Here is a 15,461-nt window from a genome sequence, read left to right as displayed (position 1 = left end):
AGTCGCAATAATGCCATCTCGTCAAGGGAAGGTAAAACCCGCAGGCAGGCCCGATGCCATGTCAGGCATCGGACCCGGCGTCAGGGCGCCCGGAGGTCGACCAGCTCGGCCAGCTCCTCCCGGTGCCTGCCCGCGGAACCCAGCGCGATCGAGTCGGCCTTGGCCCGCTTGAGGTAGAGGTGGACGGGGTGCTCCCAGGTCATGCCGATACCGCCGTGCAGCTGGAGAGCCTCTTCCGCCGCGTGGACGGCCGCGGGTCCCGCGTACGCCTGGGCGACGGCCACCGCTACGTCCGCGTCGTCGCTCCCGGCGGCGAGGGTGTCCGCCGCGCTGCGGGCCGCGGCACGGACGCCGACGACCTCCAGCCACACCTGGGCGAGCCGGTGCTTGAGCGCCTGGAAGGAGCCGACGGGCCGGTTGAACTGGTGGCGCTCGCGCGTGTAGCGGACCGTCTCGGTCAAGCACCAGTCGGCGAGGCCGAGTTGCTCGGAGGCGAGGAGTCCCGCTCCGGCCCGCAGCGCGCGGCGGACGGCCGGGACGGCGTTGCCGGTCAGCACGCGCGCGCGTGCACCGGCGAAGGTCACCGTGGCGACGGGCCGGGTGGGGTCGAGGGACGTCCGCGCCTCGACGGTGACGCCGTCGTCGGTGACATCGACCGCGTACAGGCCGCTGCTCGTCGGTACGAGGAGCACGTCGGCCGCCGCCGCGTCGGCGACTCCGGTGACCCGCCCTTCCAGCCGGCCACCCTCTTCCTGTACACCGGTGAAGGCCTGGCCGGGCGCGGCCGACAGGGGGACGGCCAGCACGCCCACGGTGCGGCCCGACGCGAGCGCGCCGAGCAGGGCGGAGGCCTCGTCGCCCGCGCAGTCGAGGAGCGCCTCGGTCGCGACGACGGCACTGGTGAGATACGGGACGGGGGCGACGGAACGCCCCAACTCCTCAAGAACCACGGCTACTTCACGGTGCGTGGCGCCCTGGCCGCCGAGCTCCTCGGGGATCAGCAGGCCCGCGAGCCCCATGCCCTCGGCGAGGGACTTCCACAGTGCGCGGTCGTGCGGCTCGTCCGTCTCGACGCGGGCGAGCACCGACGCGGCGTCGCAGTGGGCGGCGAGGAGGCCGCGCACCGCGGACCGCAGCGCCTCTTCGTCCTCCGTGTACAGCAGATCGCTCATCGCGCGAGGTCCTTCCAGGCGACGTCCTTGTCGGTGCGCGGCTCGGACGGCAGCCCGAGGACGCGTTCGGCGACGATGTTGAGCAGGACCTCGCTCGTCCCGCCCTCGATGCTGTTGCCCTTGGCGCGCAGATAGCGGTATCCGGCGTCACGGGCCAGGAAGTCCACGACGGCCGGCCGGCGCATGGTCCAGTCTTCGTACAACATGCCCTCATCGCCGAGGAGTTCGATCTCCAGGCCGCTGATCTCCTGGTTGAGCCGGGCGAAGCCGAGCTTCATGCCCGAGCCCTCGGGGCCCGGCTGACCCGCGACCAGCTGCTGGCGCAGGCGCTCGCCGGTGAGACGGGCGACCTCGGCCTCGACCCACAGCTTCAGGAGCCGCTGGTGCAGGTCGTGGGTGCGCAGCTCGGGGCGTTCGCGCCACGTCTTCGCGACCGCGGAGATCATGCCGCCCTCGCGCGGGATGCGGGAGCCGCCGATCGACACGCGCTCGTTCATCAGCGTGGTCTGCGCGACCTTCCAGCCGTCGCCGATCTCGCCGAGGCGGTGCGCGTCCGGGATGCGGACGTCGGTGAGGAACACCTCGTTGAACTCGGCCTCGCCGGTGATCTGGCGCAGCGGCCGCACCTCGACGCCCGGGTCGGTCATGTCGCAGATGAAGTACGTGATGCCGCGACGCTTGGGCACGTCCGGGTCGGTACGGGCGATGAGGATGGCCCAGCGGGCCGCGTGCGCGCCGGACGTCCACACCTTCTGGCCGTTGATCACCCAGTCGCCGGTGGCCTCGTCACGCACGGCGCGGGTGCCGAGCGCCGCGAGGTCGGAGCCCGCGCCGGGCTCGCTGAACAGCTGGCACCACACCTCCTCGCCGATCCACAGCGGGCGCAGGAAGCGCTGCTTCTGCTCGTCGGTGCCGAAGCCGAGCACCGTCGGGGCCGCCATGCCGAGGCCGATGCCGATGCGGCGCGGGTCGTTGTCCGGGGCGTCCGCTGCGGCGAGTTCGGCGTCCACCACGGCCTGGAGCGAGCGCGGCAGACCGAGCCCGCCCAGGCCCTGCGGGTAGTGCACCCACGCGAGTCCGGCGTCGAAGCGGGCCTTCAGGAAGTCGATACGGTCCGTGGTCGCGGGCGGGTGGGCGGCCAGCAACTCCTGGGTGCGGCTGCGCAGTTCGGCGGCGTCGGTCATGCGCCCGCCCCCTCGTGGCCGGGCACCACGGCGACACGGCCGGTGGTGACGCCGTCGGCGACGCGCTGCACGGCCGCCGCCGCGCCGCCCAGCGGCACCCGCTCGCTGATCAGCGGCTTGATCGCACCGCGCGCCGCGAGCTCGGTGAGCTGCTCGTGGCAGTGGGCCACCAGCTTCGGGTCCTTGGTGTTGTACAGGCCCCAGTGCAGGCCGAGGATCGCGTAGTTCTTCACCAGGGCGTGGTTGAGGGCCGGGCTCGGGATGGTGCCGCTCGCGAATCCGACGACGATGATCCGGCCCTCGAAGGCGACTACCTTCGTGGACTGCGTGTACGCCTCGCCGCCGACCGGGTCGTAGATGACGTCGGCGCCGCGGCCGCCGGTGGCCTCCTTCACGGCGGCGATGACGTCCTGCGCGCGGCGGTCGATGACGACGTCGCAGCCGAGGTCGCGGGCCACCTTCGCCTTCTCCTCGCCGCCGACGACGCCGATGACGGTGGCGCCGGCCGCCTTGCCGAGCTGGACGGCGGCGCTGCCGACGCCGCCGGCCGCCGCGTGCACGAGGAGCGTCTCGCCCGCCTGGAGGTGCGCCCTGCGGTGCAGGCCGAACCAGCCCGTCTGGTAGCCGATGTGCAGGGCCGCGGCCTCCGCGTCGTCGAGCGCGTCGGGCGCGGGCAGCAGGGCGGCGGCGTCCGCCACGGCGTACTCGGCGAAGCCACCGTGCGGCAGCGCGGGGTTGGCCAGCACGCGCCGGCCGTCCTCGGTCTCGCCGCAGATCTCCACGCCGGGCGTGAACGGCATCGGCGGCCGCACCTGGTACTGGCCGCGGCACATCAGCGCGTCCGGGAAGTTGATGTTCGCCGCGCGCACCCTGAGCAGGACCTGGCCGTCGCCGGGGACGGGCCGCTCGACGTCGGCGAGCTCCATCACCTCGCTAGGCTCGCCGTTCCGGTGCACTTGCCATGCCTGCATGCGGGGCCTCCACGGGACTGCTTCGTCTTACCGGGCTCGTTCGCATACTAAGCGGTCGCTTGGATATCTGGGAACAGGCCGGCGACCCTTTTTCGCGCCCGCCGCCGCAGGCATGCCCCAGGCGGTGTCGCAGGCGATGCGGCAGGCGTTGTCGCAGGCATGGAGCTTTCGGCAGCCACGCGGTATCGATACGGCATGACGGACTCGACCCGCCCCGCCCGTGCGACGACCCCACGGGGACTGCCCGCCCCTCCCCCGGCCGGCACGACGGCGCTGCCCCCGGGAACGTACCGGGGAAACCTGGTTCTGGTCACCGGTGGCGGGACCGGGCTCGGGAAGGCCGTCGCCGCCGAGTTCGCACGCCTCGGCGCGGACGTGATGATCGTGAGCCGCCGGGCCGCGCATCTGGAGCCCGCACTGGAGGAACTGGCGCGGGTGAGCCGTGACGGCGGCACGGTGACGGCTGCGGTCTGCGACATCAGGGACCCGGACCGCATCGCCGAGGTCTTCGACGCGGCGGAGGCTGCGCACGGGCGTACACCCGACGTCCTCGTCAACAACGCGGCCGCCAACTTCCCCGTACCCGCCGAGGACATGAGCCCGAACGCCTGGCGCACCGTCGTCGACATCACCCTCAACGGCACCTTCTACATGACCCGCGAGTTCGGCCGCAGACACCTCGCGGCAGGCACGCCGGGCTCGGTGATCGCCGTCGGCGCCTCGTACGCGTGGACGGGCGGCCCCGGCTTCGCCCACAGCGCGGCGGCCAAGGCAGGCGTGAAGAACCTGGTGGAGACGCTGGCCGTGGAGTGGGGCCCGTACGGGATCCAGGTCAACGGCCTCGTGCCGGGGCTCATGCCGCACGAGGACATGACGGGGGACATCCGCGCCAACCTTGAGAGGGGCGGCCCCGGAGAGGAGACCACCGCGACAGGCGACGCCGGCCACGACGCCCGGCAGCCCGCCCTGCGCGTCGGCGCACCCCGCGAGCTGGGCTGGGCCGCCACCTTCCTCGCCTCCCCCTACGCCCGCTTCATCAGCGGCCACACCCTCGTCGTGGACGGGGCGAACTGGCAGCGGCGCGGCCTCGTGAGCCCGCCCGTGGTGACCGTGCGGGAGCAGATGGGGAGGGGGCCGTTCGAGTATTGACTGTGAAGGGCACGGGCACCGCGGGCGCTACTTCCCGTCGAAGCGCGGCGCGCGCCGCTGCGCCTTCGCCGCGTACCCCTCCCGGATGTCCTCCGACGTGAGCGTGAGGGCCGCGCTCATCGCGACCCGGTCGAGCGCGGCCCCGAGGCCCGCGTCCGCGAAGGCGTCGATGTCGCGCTTGACGGACTGCGTGGCGAGCGGCGCGTTGGCCGCGATCTCCGTGGCGACGGAACGGGCAGCAGCTTCCAACTCGCTTGTCGTGGTGACCTGTTGGACGAGGTTCAGCCGGTGCGCCGCCCCCGCGTCGATGCGGCGGCCCGTCAGCGCGAGGTACTTGGCCCATCCCGCGCCCGCCTCGCGCGCGATCCGCAGATCGCCGCCCGCGTCGACCGCGACCCCGAGCTGCGCCTCCGGCAGCGCGAACACGGCGTCGTCGGCCGCGATCCGCACATCGGCCATCAGCGCCAGCTCGAACCCGACGCCGAGGCAGTAGCCCTGTACCGCCGCGACGACGGGCTGCGGCAGGCCGGCGAACGCGCGGAACCGCTCGTGGACCCAGCGGATGCCCTCGTAGTAGTTGCGCGTTCGCTCGGACCCGGTGCGGCCGGTGATCGCGCCGCCGGGCGCCTTGATGTCGATGCCCGCGCAGAAGGCCCGCCCCTCGGCCCGCAGCAGCACCACCCGGATCGCGTCGTCGAAGCGGATCCGGTCGGCGAGCAGGCCGAGTTGGCGGCTCGACTCCCAGCTCCAGGCGTTCAGCTTCTCCGGCCGGCACAGGGTGAGGACGCCTATGCCGCCGTCCTCCACGTCCAGCCGGAGCCGCCGCTCGCCGTCCTCGTCGTCGGGGAGTTCCTTGCCTGTCGTGTCGATCATCCCGCGACCACCCCACCATTTCTGACGTGTCATCAGACGCGTCATCGGAAGGGGCAGGGTAGGTGACAGGCCCTACCGACTGAAGAGTTCGAACGCCAAATCTAAGACATGCCGATCGCGCAGAGATCGCGCCCGTCGACGAGTTGCGCCTCGACGCTGCGGCCCCTCTTCCGGCCGCTTCAACTGGCACGTCGTCGAAGAGGCCGAGGGTGGGGTCGACTGGTTGCAGCTCAAGATTTCCCCGACACCCCCCGCACAGACACGCCGCTGGCGCGTCTTCGCCACCCGCGCCGGTTCGCGGGGTGGCCGGCGCGGGATCCGCGCCGGGCTGCCGCGCAAAAGCGCCCGGCCGAGTGAGGCGGGCGCGGCCCCGCGCCTCCCGACGAGCGGTGCGTCGATTTCTGCGAGATCTTGAGGAGGAGTGCGCCCCACAGCGGCGACGCATGTCCAGGGTGACACCCGCACCGAGCGAGGAAGGCGGGCTGTGGTGAGTGATTCGGATACGGGCGCCGCGGAGCGGAGCCAGGGCGAGACGGCCCAGCTCTCGGCGATCGAGTTGAACGTCAACGATCAGGTGCGACGGCTTGAGGTGGATCCACGGACCTCACTGCTCGACGCGCTGCGCGAGCACCTGCGCCTGAGCGGGACCAAGAAGGGGTGTGATCACGGGCAGTGCGGCGCCTGCACGGTGCTGATCAACGGCCGGCGGGTCAACTCCTGTCTGACGCTCGCCGTGATGCACGAGGACGACGAGATCGTGACGATCGAAGGCCTGGGCGATCCCGATGGCCTGCACCCCATGCAACGTGCCTTCGTCGAGCGTGACGGCTTCCAATGCGGCTACTGCACTCCCGGCCAGATCTGTTCGGCCGTCGGCATGCTCGCCGAGGTGGAGGCGGGCTGGCCCAGCCACGCCACCGCTGACGTGACCTCGCCGCAGATCGCGTTGACCGATGCTGAGATCCGCGAGCGGATGAGCGGCAATATCTGTCGGTGCGCCGCCTATCCGAACATCGTCGCGGCCATCCGCGGCATCGCGGTGGGAGACCCGCAATGAGATCCTTCACGTACGAGCGAGCGACGGACGCACAGGCCGCCGTCTCAGCGGTGTCCAGAACCGGCGCGAAGTTCATCAGCGGCGGCACCAACCTGCTCGACCTGATGAAGCTCGACATCGAGAAGCCCAGCCATCTGGTCGACATCAGTCGGCTTCCGTTGCGGAACATCGAGGAGCTCCCGGACGGCGGACTGCGCATCGGGGCCCAGGCGGCGAATTCCGATGTGTCCGCCGACACCCGAGTGCGTACCCGCTACCCGGTGCTGTCGGAGGCACTGGTGGCCGGAGCCTCGGGCCAGCTGCGCAACAAGGCGTCCACCGGGGGAAATCTGTTGCAGCGCACTCGCTGCCCCTACTTCTACGACACAGCTGCGGGCTGCAACAAGCGGGATCCCGGTTCCGGATGCTCGGCGATCGGCGGGTTCAACCGGATTCACGCCGTCCTCGGCGCCAGCGACTCCTGCATCGCCACCCATCCCTCGGACATGGCTGTCGCGATGACCGCGCTGGAGGCGGAGATCGAGCTGCTCGACGCCGACGGGTCGGTACGCCGCGTCGCCATCGCGGACTTCTACCGGCTGCCGGGCGACACGCCGCACATCGAGACCGTGCTGCGTCCTGGCGAGATGATCACGAGCGTGCTCCTGCCCCCGCCCCCGTCGGGCCGGCAGATCTACCGCAAGGTGCGGGACCGGGCGTCGTACGAGTTCGCGCTGGTCTCCGTGGCGGCTGTCGTCTCGACCGATCAGGGAACGATCAGTGAGGCGCGGGTGGCTTTCGGCGGTGTGGCGCACAAGCCCTGGCGGTCCATCGAGGCCGAGGCCGCGTTGACCGGCCGTCCCGCCACGATGGCCACCTATCGCGCTGCCGCCGAGGCCGCGATGCGCGACGCCGTGGGACAGGGGCAGAACGACTTCAAGATCGAGCTGGCCAGGCGCACGCTGTGCCGCACGCTGGCGCAAGCGGCTCGGGCGAGCTGAGGAGACGAGATGATCGGGCAAGCGCTGAACCGTGTCGACGGCCCGTTGAAGGTCGCCGGCCGGGCCACATACGCCTACGAGCAGTGGGGGGCCGGTAAGCCTCTCTACGGGTTCATCGTCGGCGCGACGATCGGTAAAGGCCGCATCACCCGGATCGACACCGAGAACGCCGAACGCGCGCCTGGCGTAAAGATGGTGATGACCTATCACAATGCCCCTGCGCAGGGTGTCCGCGACGAGTCCGTTCCGGCCGAATACTGGCGCGCCCAGCCGGTGCTGACCGGCCCCGACATCCACTATTACGGCGAGCCGGTGGCTTTCGTCGTCGCCACGGCCCTCGAACAGGCCCGAGCGGCCGCCGGTCTGGTCGAAGTCGAATACGCCGGCGAACACGGACGTTTCAACTTCGCCGAGCAGGAAGACGAGGTGTACATCCCGAAAGTGGTCAACGCCGGTCTCCCGACCGACACTGCGGTCGGCGATTTCGATGCAGGTTTCGACAGCGCGGCGGTCAAGCTCGACCAGGAGTACACGACGCCGTACGAGCTCTCGATGCCGATGGAACCGCACGCGTGTCTGGCGGAACCGCGCGACGAGGACCTGGTCGTCTACGTCAGCTGCCAGATCGTCGACGCGGCGCGTGCCTCCGTCGCCGCCACGCTTCGGCTCGCCCCGGAGCGGGTTCACATCGTCACCCCCTTCGTCGGCGGGGGATTCGGCTCCAAGCTGGGCATCCATTCCGAGACGATCCTGGCGGCGCTCGCCGCTCGCGAGTTGCGCCAACCGGTCAAGGTCGCGATGACCAGGCAGCAGATCTTCCAGCTCGTCGGCAACCGGCCCACAACCAGCCAGCGGGTCCGACTGGGCGCGGAGCAGGACGGACGGCTGAACGCGATCGCCCATGACGTCACCATGCACACCAACCCCGACCTGGAGTACGCCGAGCAGACCGCCGCCACGACCCGCAGTCTCTACGCCGCGCCCCACCGGTTGACCAGCCACCGGCTTGCGCCGCTCGATCTGCCGCCCGGGACGGACGTACGCGCGCCGGGCGAAGCGCCGGGCATGCTGGCGGTCGAGTCGGCGATGGACGAGCTGGCCCATGCGCTCGGGATGGACCCGGTCGAGCTGCGGATCCTCAACGAGCCCACCGTCGATCCCGAGCGCGACGTGCCGTACAGCGACCGGCACCTGGTCGAGTGCCTGCGCGAGGGCGCTCGCCGGTTCGGCTGGGAGCACCGCCCCGCCACCCCGGCGAGTGCGCGCGACGGGCGGTGGCTGGTCGGCTACGGCATGTCGGCCGCCATCCGCGGGCACTTCCAAGGGCCGACAGCAGTGCGAGTGCGGTTGGAGGCTGACGGCATCGCCGTCGTCCAGACAGACATGACCGATCTCGGCACGGGCACGTACACCGTCCTGACCCAGGTCGCGGCCGACGGGCTCGGACTGCCGCCCGATCGGGTGCAGATCGAGCTAGGGCGTTCCGAGTTTCCCACCAGCTGGGGGTCCGGCGGCTCGTGGGGCGCCGCCAGTTCGAGCAATGCGGTGCATGGTGCGTGTATGGCCCTGCGCGAGCAGCTCCTGACCGCGGCGCGCGGCGACACGCACTCGCCGCTGCACGGCCTGGACCCGGCGGACGCCGTGTTCTCCGACGGCAACGTGGCTGTCGGCGGCGCGTCCGAGGCGCTGAGCGAGATCGTCGCGCGCAACCGTCCGGAAGGGTTCGAGGCGGAGGGCGGTACTCGCTTCATGGGCGATGATCCGAACTACACGGACTACTCGATCAACACCTACGGGGCCCATTTCGCCGAGGTGGGGGTCGACGCGGACACCGCCGAGATCCGTCTGCGGCGGATGCTCGGCGTGTTCTCGGTGGGCCGCGTGCTCAACGCGAAGACGGCTCGCTCGCAGCTGATGGGCGGCATGATCTGGGGAGCCGGCGCGGCCCTCGAAGAAGAGGCCGTGGTCGACCTGCGATCCGGCGCCTTCGTCAACCGGGACTTCGCGCAATACCTGGTGCCGGTGCACGCCGACGTCCCCGACGTCGACGCGGTCGTCCTCGACGGGTACGACGACAAGGCCAATGTCCTGGGCGCGAAGGGCGTCGGCGAGCTGGGCATCTGCGGGGCCGGTGCGTCGATCGCGAACGCGGTGTTCAACGCCACCGGCGTGCGCGTGCGCGACTTCCCCATCACCATCGAGAAGGTGCTGCCCGGTCTACCCCTGATGGATACCTGAATCCGTGACAACGGTGCCGGTTCGCCGGCCGGTGGGCGTGAGCCGGCGTAACCGGGACCGCACCGAGCACCTGAGGCAGCTCCCACCGGACACCCACTTCGACCGCCGCCGCCCCCCATGCGGAGGCTCTGGCGGGCGGGGGAAGCCGTCGCGCCTCCCCCGCCTCTCGCCCGTCCTCCCCGTCGGCGTGTGTCAGATGTCGCCGTGCAGCATGGCGAGCAGCCGGTCGAGGACGCGCGGCGCACCGGCCCGCAGCCCGTCGTGCTCGAACTCGTCGGTGACCCACGTGCGCAGGCCCTTGACGGCGCGGGCCGTGCGCAGGGCGTGGGCGGTGTCGACGTACATGTCGTCGTGGTAGACGGCGGCTACGGCCGGCACCTCGTTGGCGGCCAGGCGCTCGGAGTCGTACAGCGGGGCCCAGTCGGTGCGGGCGGCGAGGAGTTCGGCGGTCTCGCGCAGGGGGCGCAGGGCCGGGTCGCAGTCGAGCATCCACGGGTGGACGGACTCGCCCGTGAAGAGCAGGGGCCCGTCACCGGCGAGCGTCTTCGCGGCGTCGAACTGCGGGAACTCGCCGCGTACGCGCTCGGCCGACCAGTTCGTGGGCCGGGCGTCCTGCCCGTAGATGGCCTCGTGCACGAGCGCGTACAGCGGGTGTCCGGCGTAGGAGAGCGTGGCCTGTACGTCCTCCTGGAAGGCGTCGGACAGTTCGACGCCGCCCGGCGTGCGCACGAAGGCGTCCTCCAGGAGGTAGTGCAGGCGGTCGCTGCCGCCGGTCCCGCCGAGCAGGATGCCGAGGGACTGGAACGCCTCGACGGTCAGCTTGTAGCCGCCGTTCAGTACGGGCTCGTGCTCGGCGAGGTATTCGGCGATGGCGCGGGCGCGCTCGACGTCCTGCGGGTAGCGCGCGTAGTGGGCGGCGACCTTGCGCTCGATGCGCGGGTACGCGGCGCGGTAGACGTCGTCCGCGTGACCGTCGAGGGTGGGCAGGCCGCCGGTGATGACGGCGGCGGTGAGTCCCTCGGGGGCCGTCGACAGATAGTGCGTGGCGCAGAACCCGCCGAAGCTCTGGCCGAGGACCGTCCAGGGGGCGCCGCCGGTCACCTCGCCGCGGATCGCCTCGCAGTCGCGGACGATCGAGTCGGCGCGGAAGTGCGCGAGGTAGTCGGCCTGTTCGCGCGGGCCGCCGCGCAGCGGGAGCGTCTGCCGGTTGGCCGGGGTCGAGCTGCCGGTGCCGCGCTGATCGAGGAGGAGCACCCGGTGGTCCTGGAGCGCCCGGCCGAGCCAGGCCTGCTTGCCGGAGAACCGGTTGGCGCCGAATCCGGGGCCGCCCTGGAGGTAGAGCAGCCACGGGAGGTTCGCGTGTTCCTTGCCGACGGCCACCGCCTCGCGGGCGAACAGCTCGATGCGCTCGCCCTCGGGGTGGTCGTGGTCGAGCGGCACGGAGAAGCGGCGGTCGGTGAGGACGACTCCGGGCTGGCGGTAGGTGGCGGTCGACAAGGAGGCTCCTGGGCGGCGTTCGGAATACGGTGCGTGCTGTCCGCTCAGTTCAGCACATCTCAGCGCGAGCCCAGACTCGACCCCCGTACGACCAGCTCGGGCTGGAGGACGACCCTGCGGTGGTGGTGGGGTTCGCCGCTCGCGGGTTCCGTCTCCTCCAGGAGGAGCTCGGCGGCCATCGCTCCCATGGTGACGGCGGGCTGGCGTACTGAGGTCAGGGGCACCGTGGCGGCCGACGCGAACTCGATGTCGTCGTAGCCGACGATCGCGATGTCCTCGGGGACCCGTACACCGGCCGCGTACATCGACTGGAGGACACCGAGGGCGAGCAGGTCGTTGGCGCAGAACGCGGCGGTGGGACGTTCCGCGAGGCCGAGCAGGCGGGCTCCGGCGTCGCGTCCCGCCGCGACGTCGAGCCGCTCGGTGGGCAGTTCACGCAGCGCTCCGGCCGGCAGGCCCGCCTCGGCCAGGGCCTGGAGGGCGCCGGTGCGGCGGTCCTTGACCTGGTTGAGCGCGGGCGGACCGCTGACGTAGGCGATGCTGCGGTGTCCGGCGTCCACGAGGTGGCGCACGGCGAGCGCGCCGCCGGTGACATCGTCCACGGACACGGAGCACTCCGAGGTGCCCTCGGCGACGCGGTCGACGAGTACGAACGGGATGCCGTGCCGGCGGAAGCTCTCGATGTTGCGGCCGCTCGCGTCTGCCGGGGTGAGGAGCACGCCCCGCACGCGCTGCTCGGCGAACAGGGAGAGGTACTCGGCCTCCTCGGAAGGGTCCTGCGCGCTGTTGCACACCATCACGCCGAGCCCCGCGTCGCGCGCGGCACGCTCGGCGCCGCGCGCGACGTCCACGAAGAACGGGTTCCCCATGTCGAGGACGAGCAGCCCCATGATGCGGCTGCGGCCGGCGCGCAGCTGGCGCGCCGACTCACTGCGTACGTAGCCGAGCCGGTCGATGGCGGACAGCACCCGGGCCCTGGTGTCGGAGGCGACGGAGTCCGGGCGGTTGATGACGTTCGAGACCGTGCCGACGGAGACTCCGGCGGCGCGGGCGACGTCCTTGATACCCACCGACTGGGCCATCGGGCGGGGACCTCCATGGGGCGATGAGCGACGGGAATGGTTCAGATTACCCGTGAATGCGCTGGTGGCTGTGGGGACGGTGGACTCGGGAGTCCGGGGACTCAGAAGTGGTAGTCGTCGATGTTCTTCCGGTCGAAGACGGTGGGCTTGCCGAGGTCGATCACGCCGTCCTTGCCGACGGTGAAGGTGCCCATGCCGCCGGCCTTGAAGGTCTCGCCCTCCTTGCCGGTGATCTGCCCGGAGGACAGCGCGACGGCGGTGCGGGCGGCGAGCTCGCCGAGCTTGGCCGGGTCCCACAGCTCGAAGCCCTCGACGGTGCCGTTCTTGACGTACTTGCGCATGTCGTTGGGGGTGCCGAGGCCGGTCAGGGCGACCTTGCCCTTGTACTTGGAGCCGGACAGGTACTGGGCGGCGGCCTTGATGCCGACGGTGGTCGGGGAGATGATCCCGGCGAGCCCGGGGTGTTCCTGGAGGAGGCCCTGGGTCTGCTGGAAGGACTGCTGGGCGTCGTCGTTGCCGTACGCGACCTTCACCAGCTTCATGTTCTTGTACTTGGGCTTCTTCAGCTCGTCCTTCATGAAGTCGATCCAGGTGTTCTGGTTCGTCGCGGTCTGCGCGGCGGACAGGATCGCGATCTCGCCCTTGTAGCCGGTCTGTTCGCCCAGGAGCTGGACCTGGGTACGGCCGAGCGCCTCGGCACTGGCCTGCGACACGAACGCGTTACGGCACTCGGGCTTGGTGTCGGAGTCGTACGTGACGACCTTGATGCCGTTCTTCATGGCCTGCTTGAGGGCGGTGCACAGCGCGCCGGGGTCCTGCGCCGAAACGGCCATGGCGTCGACCTGCTGCTGAGTGAGCGTGTTGACGTAACTGACCTGCCCGCTGGTGTCGGTGGCGCTGTTGGGGCCGGTCTCCTTGTACGTCGAGCCGAGCTCGGTGACGGCCTTCTCGCCGCCCTTGTCGGCGGTCGTGAAGTACGGGTTGTTGACCTGCTTGGGCAGGAAGGCGACCTTCAGGCCCTTCTTGGTCGCGGCCCCCGGATCGGCCTTGGCGTGGGAGGACGTCCCGGCGTCGTCGTCCTTCGCCGAGTCCTTGGTGGTGCCGCCGCACGCGGTGGCGGCGAGCGCGAGCGAGGTGACGGCGGCGAGCGCCAGGCAGGCTCGGCGGAGTGCGGGTGCGGACATCATGGGCCCCTTTCGGGCGGTACGGGAGGTCAGTGCGAGGGGGTGGCGGCCTGGCGGCCCGCTCGTGCGGTGGCGAGCTGCCGGGCGACGCGGGGTCCGAGCACGGAGACGACGAGCAGGACGCCGGTGACGACGATCTGCGACTGGGCGGAGACGTTGAGCAGGCTCATGGCGTTCTGGAGGGCGCCGAGCAGGAACACTCCGGCGATCGCGCCGCCGAGGGTGCCCTTGCCGCCGTCGAAGTCGATGCCGCCGAGCAGCACGGCGGCGACGACGGAGAGTTCGAGCCCGGTGGCGTTGTCGTAGCGGGCGCTGGCGTAGTGCAGGGCCCAGAAGACGCCGGTCAGGGAGGCCATGAGGCCGGTGGCGACGAAGAGCCACAGCTTGTGGCGCCGGACGCGGATCCCGGCGAAGCGCGCCGCCTCTTCGTTGGCGCCGATCGCGAAGAGCGAGCGGCCGAACGGCGTCGCGTGCAGGATGACGACCGCGATCGCGAGCAGCGCGAGGAAGGGCAGGAACGTGTACGGCAGGAAGGTGTCGCCGATACGTCCCGCGGCGAAGTCCAGGTACCGCGACGGGAAGTCGGTGACCGCGTCCGAGCCGAGGATGATCTGGGCGATGCCGCGGTAGGCGGCCATGGTGCCGATGGTGACGGCGAGGGAGGGCAGTCCGAGGCGGGTCACCAGAAGGCCGTTGACGAGTCCGCAGACGACGCCGAGGACGAGGCACAGCGGGATGATCGTCTCGATGGCCATGCCCGCGTTCCACAGGGAGCCCATCACGGCCCCGGACAGTCCGGCGGTCGAGGCGACGGAGAGGTCGATCTCGCCGGCGACCACCAGGAGGGTCATCGGGAGCGCGATCAGCGCGATGGGCAGGGTGTTGCCCAGCAGGAACGACAGGTTGAGCGCGTTGCCGAAGCCGTCGACGAACGAGAACGACGCCAGGAGGAGAACCACCAGGAGTGCGCCCACCACGGTGTCCCAGCGGACGGCACGGGCGAGGGGGAGATCAGCCATGGCTGCCATTCCTTCTGTTGGCTGCAGCCCTCTTCTTCAGTGCCTGGGCGACGCGCAGGGCGACGACCCGGTCGACGGCGATGGCGAGGACCAGCAGGACGCCGTTGATGGCGAGCACCCACACCGAACTGACGCCGAGGGCGGGCAGCACGCTGTTGATGGAGGTCAGCAGGAGGGCGCCGAGGGCCGCGCCGTAGACGCTGCCGGAGCCGCCGGTGAAGGCGACGCCGCCGACCACGACGGCGCTGACGACGGTGAGTTCGTAGCCGTTGCCGGTGGCGGAGTCGACGTTGCCGAAGCGTGCCAGGTACAGGGCGCCCGCGAGCCCGGCGAGCGCCCCGCACGCGGTGTAGGCGGCGAGGATCCGGCGGCGCACGGGGATACCGGCGAGGCGCGCGGCCTCCGGGTTGGAGCCGAGCGCGTACAGCTCGCGCCCGCCGCCGAAGTGACGCAGGTAGTACGCGACCGCGATGAGGACGGCGAGGGCGATCAGCGCGAGATACGGCACGGCGGAGATGCCGCCGGAGCCGAAGTCGACGTATCCGCCCGGCAGATCGGACGCGGTGATCTGCCGCGAGCCGACCCAGATGGAGTCGATGCCGCGGATGACGTAGAGCGTGCCGAGGGTGACGACGAGGGCCGGTACCTGGCCGAGGCTGACGAGGGCGCCGTTGAGGAGCCCGCAGCCGATGCCGAGGGCGACGGCGAGCGTGATCGCGACGACGGAGTTGCCGCCGCCGTGGAGGTAGTCACCGGCGGCGAAGGCGCTGATGCCGAGGGTCGAGCCGACGGACAGGTCGACGTTCCGCGTGATGACGACCAGCGCCTGCCCGGTGGCGACGAGGACGAGGATGGTGGCGTTGAGGAGCAGGTCCTTGATGCCCTGCTCCGAGAGGAACTCGCTGTTGCCGGCCTGGGTGACGCCGATCATCACCAGGAAGACCAGCAGGATGGCGAGTTCACGCATCTTGAAGACCCGGTCGACGAGCCGGGTGCCACCGGCCTTGTCGGGGTCGACGGCGGGTGCGGGCGGCTGTGCGGTGACGGTCATGGGG

The 15,461-nt window shown here is 71.1% G+C and carries 13 protein-coding genes; 4 read left to right on the top strand and 9 right to left on the bottom strand.

What is annotated here, in order from left to right:
* Positions 1-80 precede the first annotated feature (80 nt).
* The 3 genes from AC07EJ_RS00355 to AC07EJ_RS00345 are packed head-to-tail and all read right to left on the bottom strand — an operon-like array spanning position 81 to position 3,327.
* Positions 81-1,172 (bottom strand): acyl-CoA dehydrogenase family protein, encoded by a 1,092-nt coding sequence (locus AC07EJ_RS00355; RefSeq protein ID WP_389486410.1) that lies wholly within the window; start codon positions 1,170-1,172, stop codon positions 81-83.
* The gene (locus AC07EJ_RS00350) at positions 1,169-2,356 is read right to left on the bottom strand and encodes an acyl-CoA dehydrogenase family protein (protein WP_478883406.1); all 1,188 of its coding nucleotides are present in this window, start codon (positions 2,354-2,356) and stop codon (positions 1,169-1,171) included. The genes AC07EJ_RS00355 and AC07EJ_RS00350 overlap by 4 nt, the downstream gene beginning before the upstream one ends.
* Positions 2,353-3,327, bottom strand: coding sequence for an NADPH:quinone oxidoreductase family protein (locus AC07EJ_RS00345; protein ID WP_389486414.1), 975 nt, complete (start codon positions 3,325-3,327; stop codon positions 2,353-2,355). The genes AC07EJ_RS00350 and AC07EJ_RS00345 overlap by 4 nt, the downstream gene beginning before the upstream one ends.
* Positions 3,328-3,522: 195 nt before the next feature.
* On the opposite strand from AC07EJ_RS00345, the gene AC07EJ_RS00340 reads away from it, so the two are divergent.
* Entirely contained in the window at positions 3,523-4,476 is a 954-nt protein-coding gene (locus tag AC07EJ_RS00340; RefSeq protein WP_389486416.1) for an SDR family oxidoreductase, read from the top strand.
* A 27-nt stretch (positions 4,477-4,503) separates the two neighbouring features.
* Here the strand turns inward: AC07EJ_RS00340 and AC07EJ_RS00335 are convergent, their stop codons facing one another.
* On the bottom strand, positions 4,504-5,349 hold the full coding sequence (locus AC07EJ_RS00335) for an enoyl-CoA hydratase/isomerase family protein (protein ID WP_478883405.1): 846 nt from the start codon (positions 5,347-5,349) through the stop codon (positions 4,504-4,506).
* A 487-nt stretch (positions 5,350-5,836) separates the two neighbouring features.
* Here AC07EJ_RS00335 and AC07EJ_RS00330 point away from each other — a divergent pair, with 487 nt between their 5' ends.
* Genes AC07EJ_RS00330 through AC07EJ_RS00320 form a run of 3 tightly spaced genes read left to right on the top strand, consistent with a single transcriptional unit; the run spans position 5,837 to position 9,624 of the window.
* Complete coding sequence (locus AC07EJ_RS00330; RefSeq protein ID WP_389486420.1) at positions 5,837-6,406, top strand: 2Fe-2S iron-sulfur cluster-binding protein; 570 nt, start codon at positions 5,837-5,839, stop codon at positions 6,404-6,406.
* The gene (locus tag AC07EJ_RS00325) at positions 6,403-7,386 is read left to right on the top strand and encodes an FAD binding domain-containing protein (protein ID WP_389486422.1); all 984 of its coding nucleotides are present in this window, start codon (positions 6,403-6,405) and stop codon (positions 7,384-7,386) included. Before AC07EJ_RS00330 ends, AC07EJ_RS00325 begins: the two co-directional genes overlap by 4 nt.
* Positions 7,387-7,395: 9 nt before the next feature.
* On the top strand, positions 7,396-9,624 hold the full coding sequence (locus tag AC07EJ_RS00320) for a molybdopterin cofactor-binding domain-containing protein (RefSeq protein ID WP_389486424.1): 2,229 nt from the start codon (positions 7,396-7,398) through the stop codon (positions 9,622-9,624).
* Positions 9,625-9,816: 192 nt separating this feature from the next.
* Here the strand turns inward: AC07EJ_RS00320 and AC07EJ_RS00315 are convergent, their stop codons facing one another.
* The 5 genes from AC07EJ_RS00315 to AC07EJ_RS00295 all read right to left on the bottom strand — a co-directional run bounded on the left by AC07EJ_RS00315 (position 9,817) and on the right by AC07EJ_RS00295 (position 15,457).
* Positions 9,817-11,121 carry an alpha/beta fold hydrolase gene (locus tag AC07EJ_RS00315; RefSeq protein ID WP_389486426.1) on the bottom strand — a complete coding sequence of 435 codons (1,305 nt, stop codon included), beginning with the start codon at positions 11,119-11,121 and terminating at the stop codon, positions 9,817-9,819.
* 59 nt (positions 11,122-11,180) lie between these two features.
* Positions 11,181-12,203 (bottom strand): LacI family DNA-binding transcriptional regulator, encoded by a 1,023-nt coding sequence (locus AC07EJ_RS00310; RefSeq protein ID WP_389486428.1) that lies wholly within the window; start codon positions 12,201-12,203, stop codon positions 11,181-11,183.
* A 101-nt stretch (positions 12,204-12,304) separates the two neighbouring features.
* A complete protein-coding gene (gene rhaS, locus AC07EJ_RS00305) occupies positions 12,305-13,387 on the bottom strand; it encodes a rhamnose ABC transporter substrate-binding protein (RefSeq protein WP_389486430.1) in 1,083 nt (360 codons plus the stop codon).
* 29 nt (positions 13,388-13,416) lie between these two features.
* Positions 13,417-14,406, bottom strand: a complete 990-nt coding sequence (locus AC07EJ_RS00300) for an ABC transporter permease (RefSeq protein ID WP_389486432.1) — start codon at positions 14,404-14,406, stop codon at positions 13,417-13,419.
* The gene (locus AC07EJ_RS00295; RefSeq protein ID WP_389486434.1) at positions 14,399-15,457 is read right to left on the bottom strand and encodes an ABC transporter permease; all 1,059 of its coding nucleotides are present in this window, start codon (positions 15,455-15,457) and stop codon (positions 14,399-14,401) included. Before AC07EJ_RS00295 ends, AC07EJ_RS00300 begins: the two co-directional genes overlap by 8 nt.
* Between the last annotated feature and the right edge of the window lie 4 nt (positions 15,458-15,461).

It is taken from the genome of Streptomyces sp. NPDC045026 (assembly GCF_056432625.1).
Note: the sequence above shows the minus strand (reverse complement) of the source record. Positions and strands in the feature narration are given on the sequence as shown.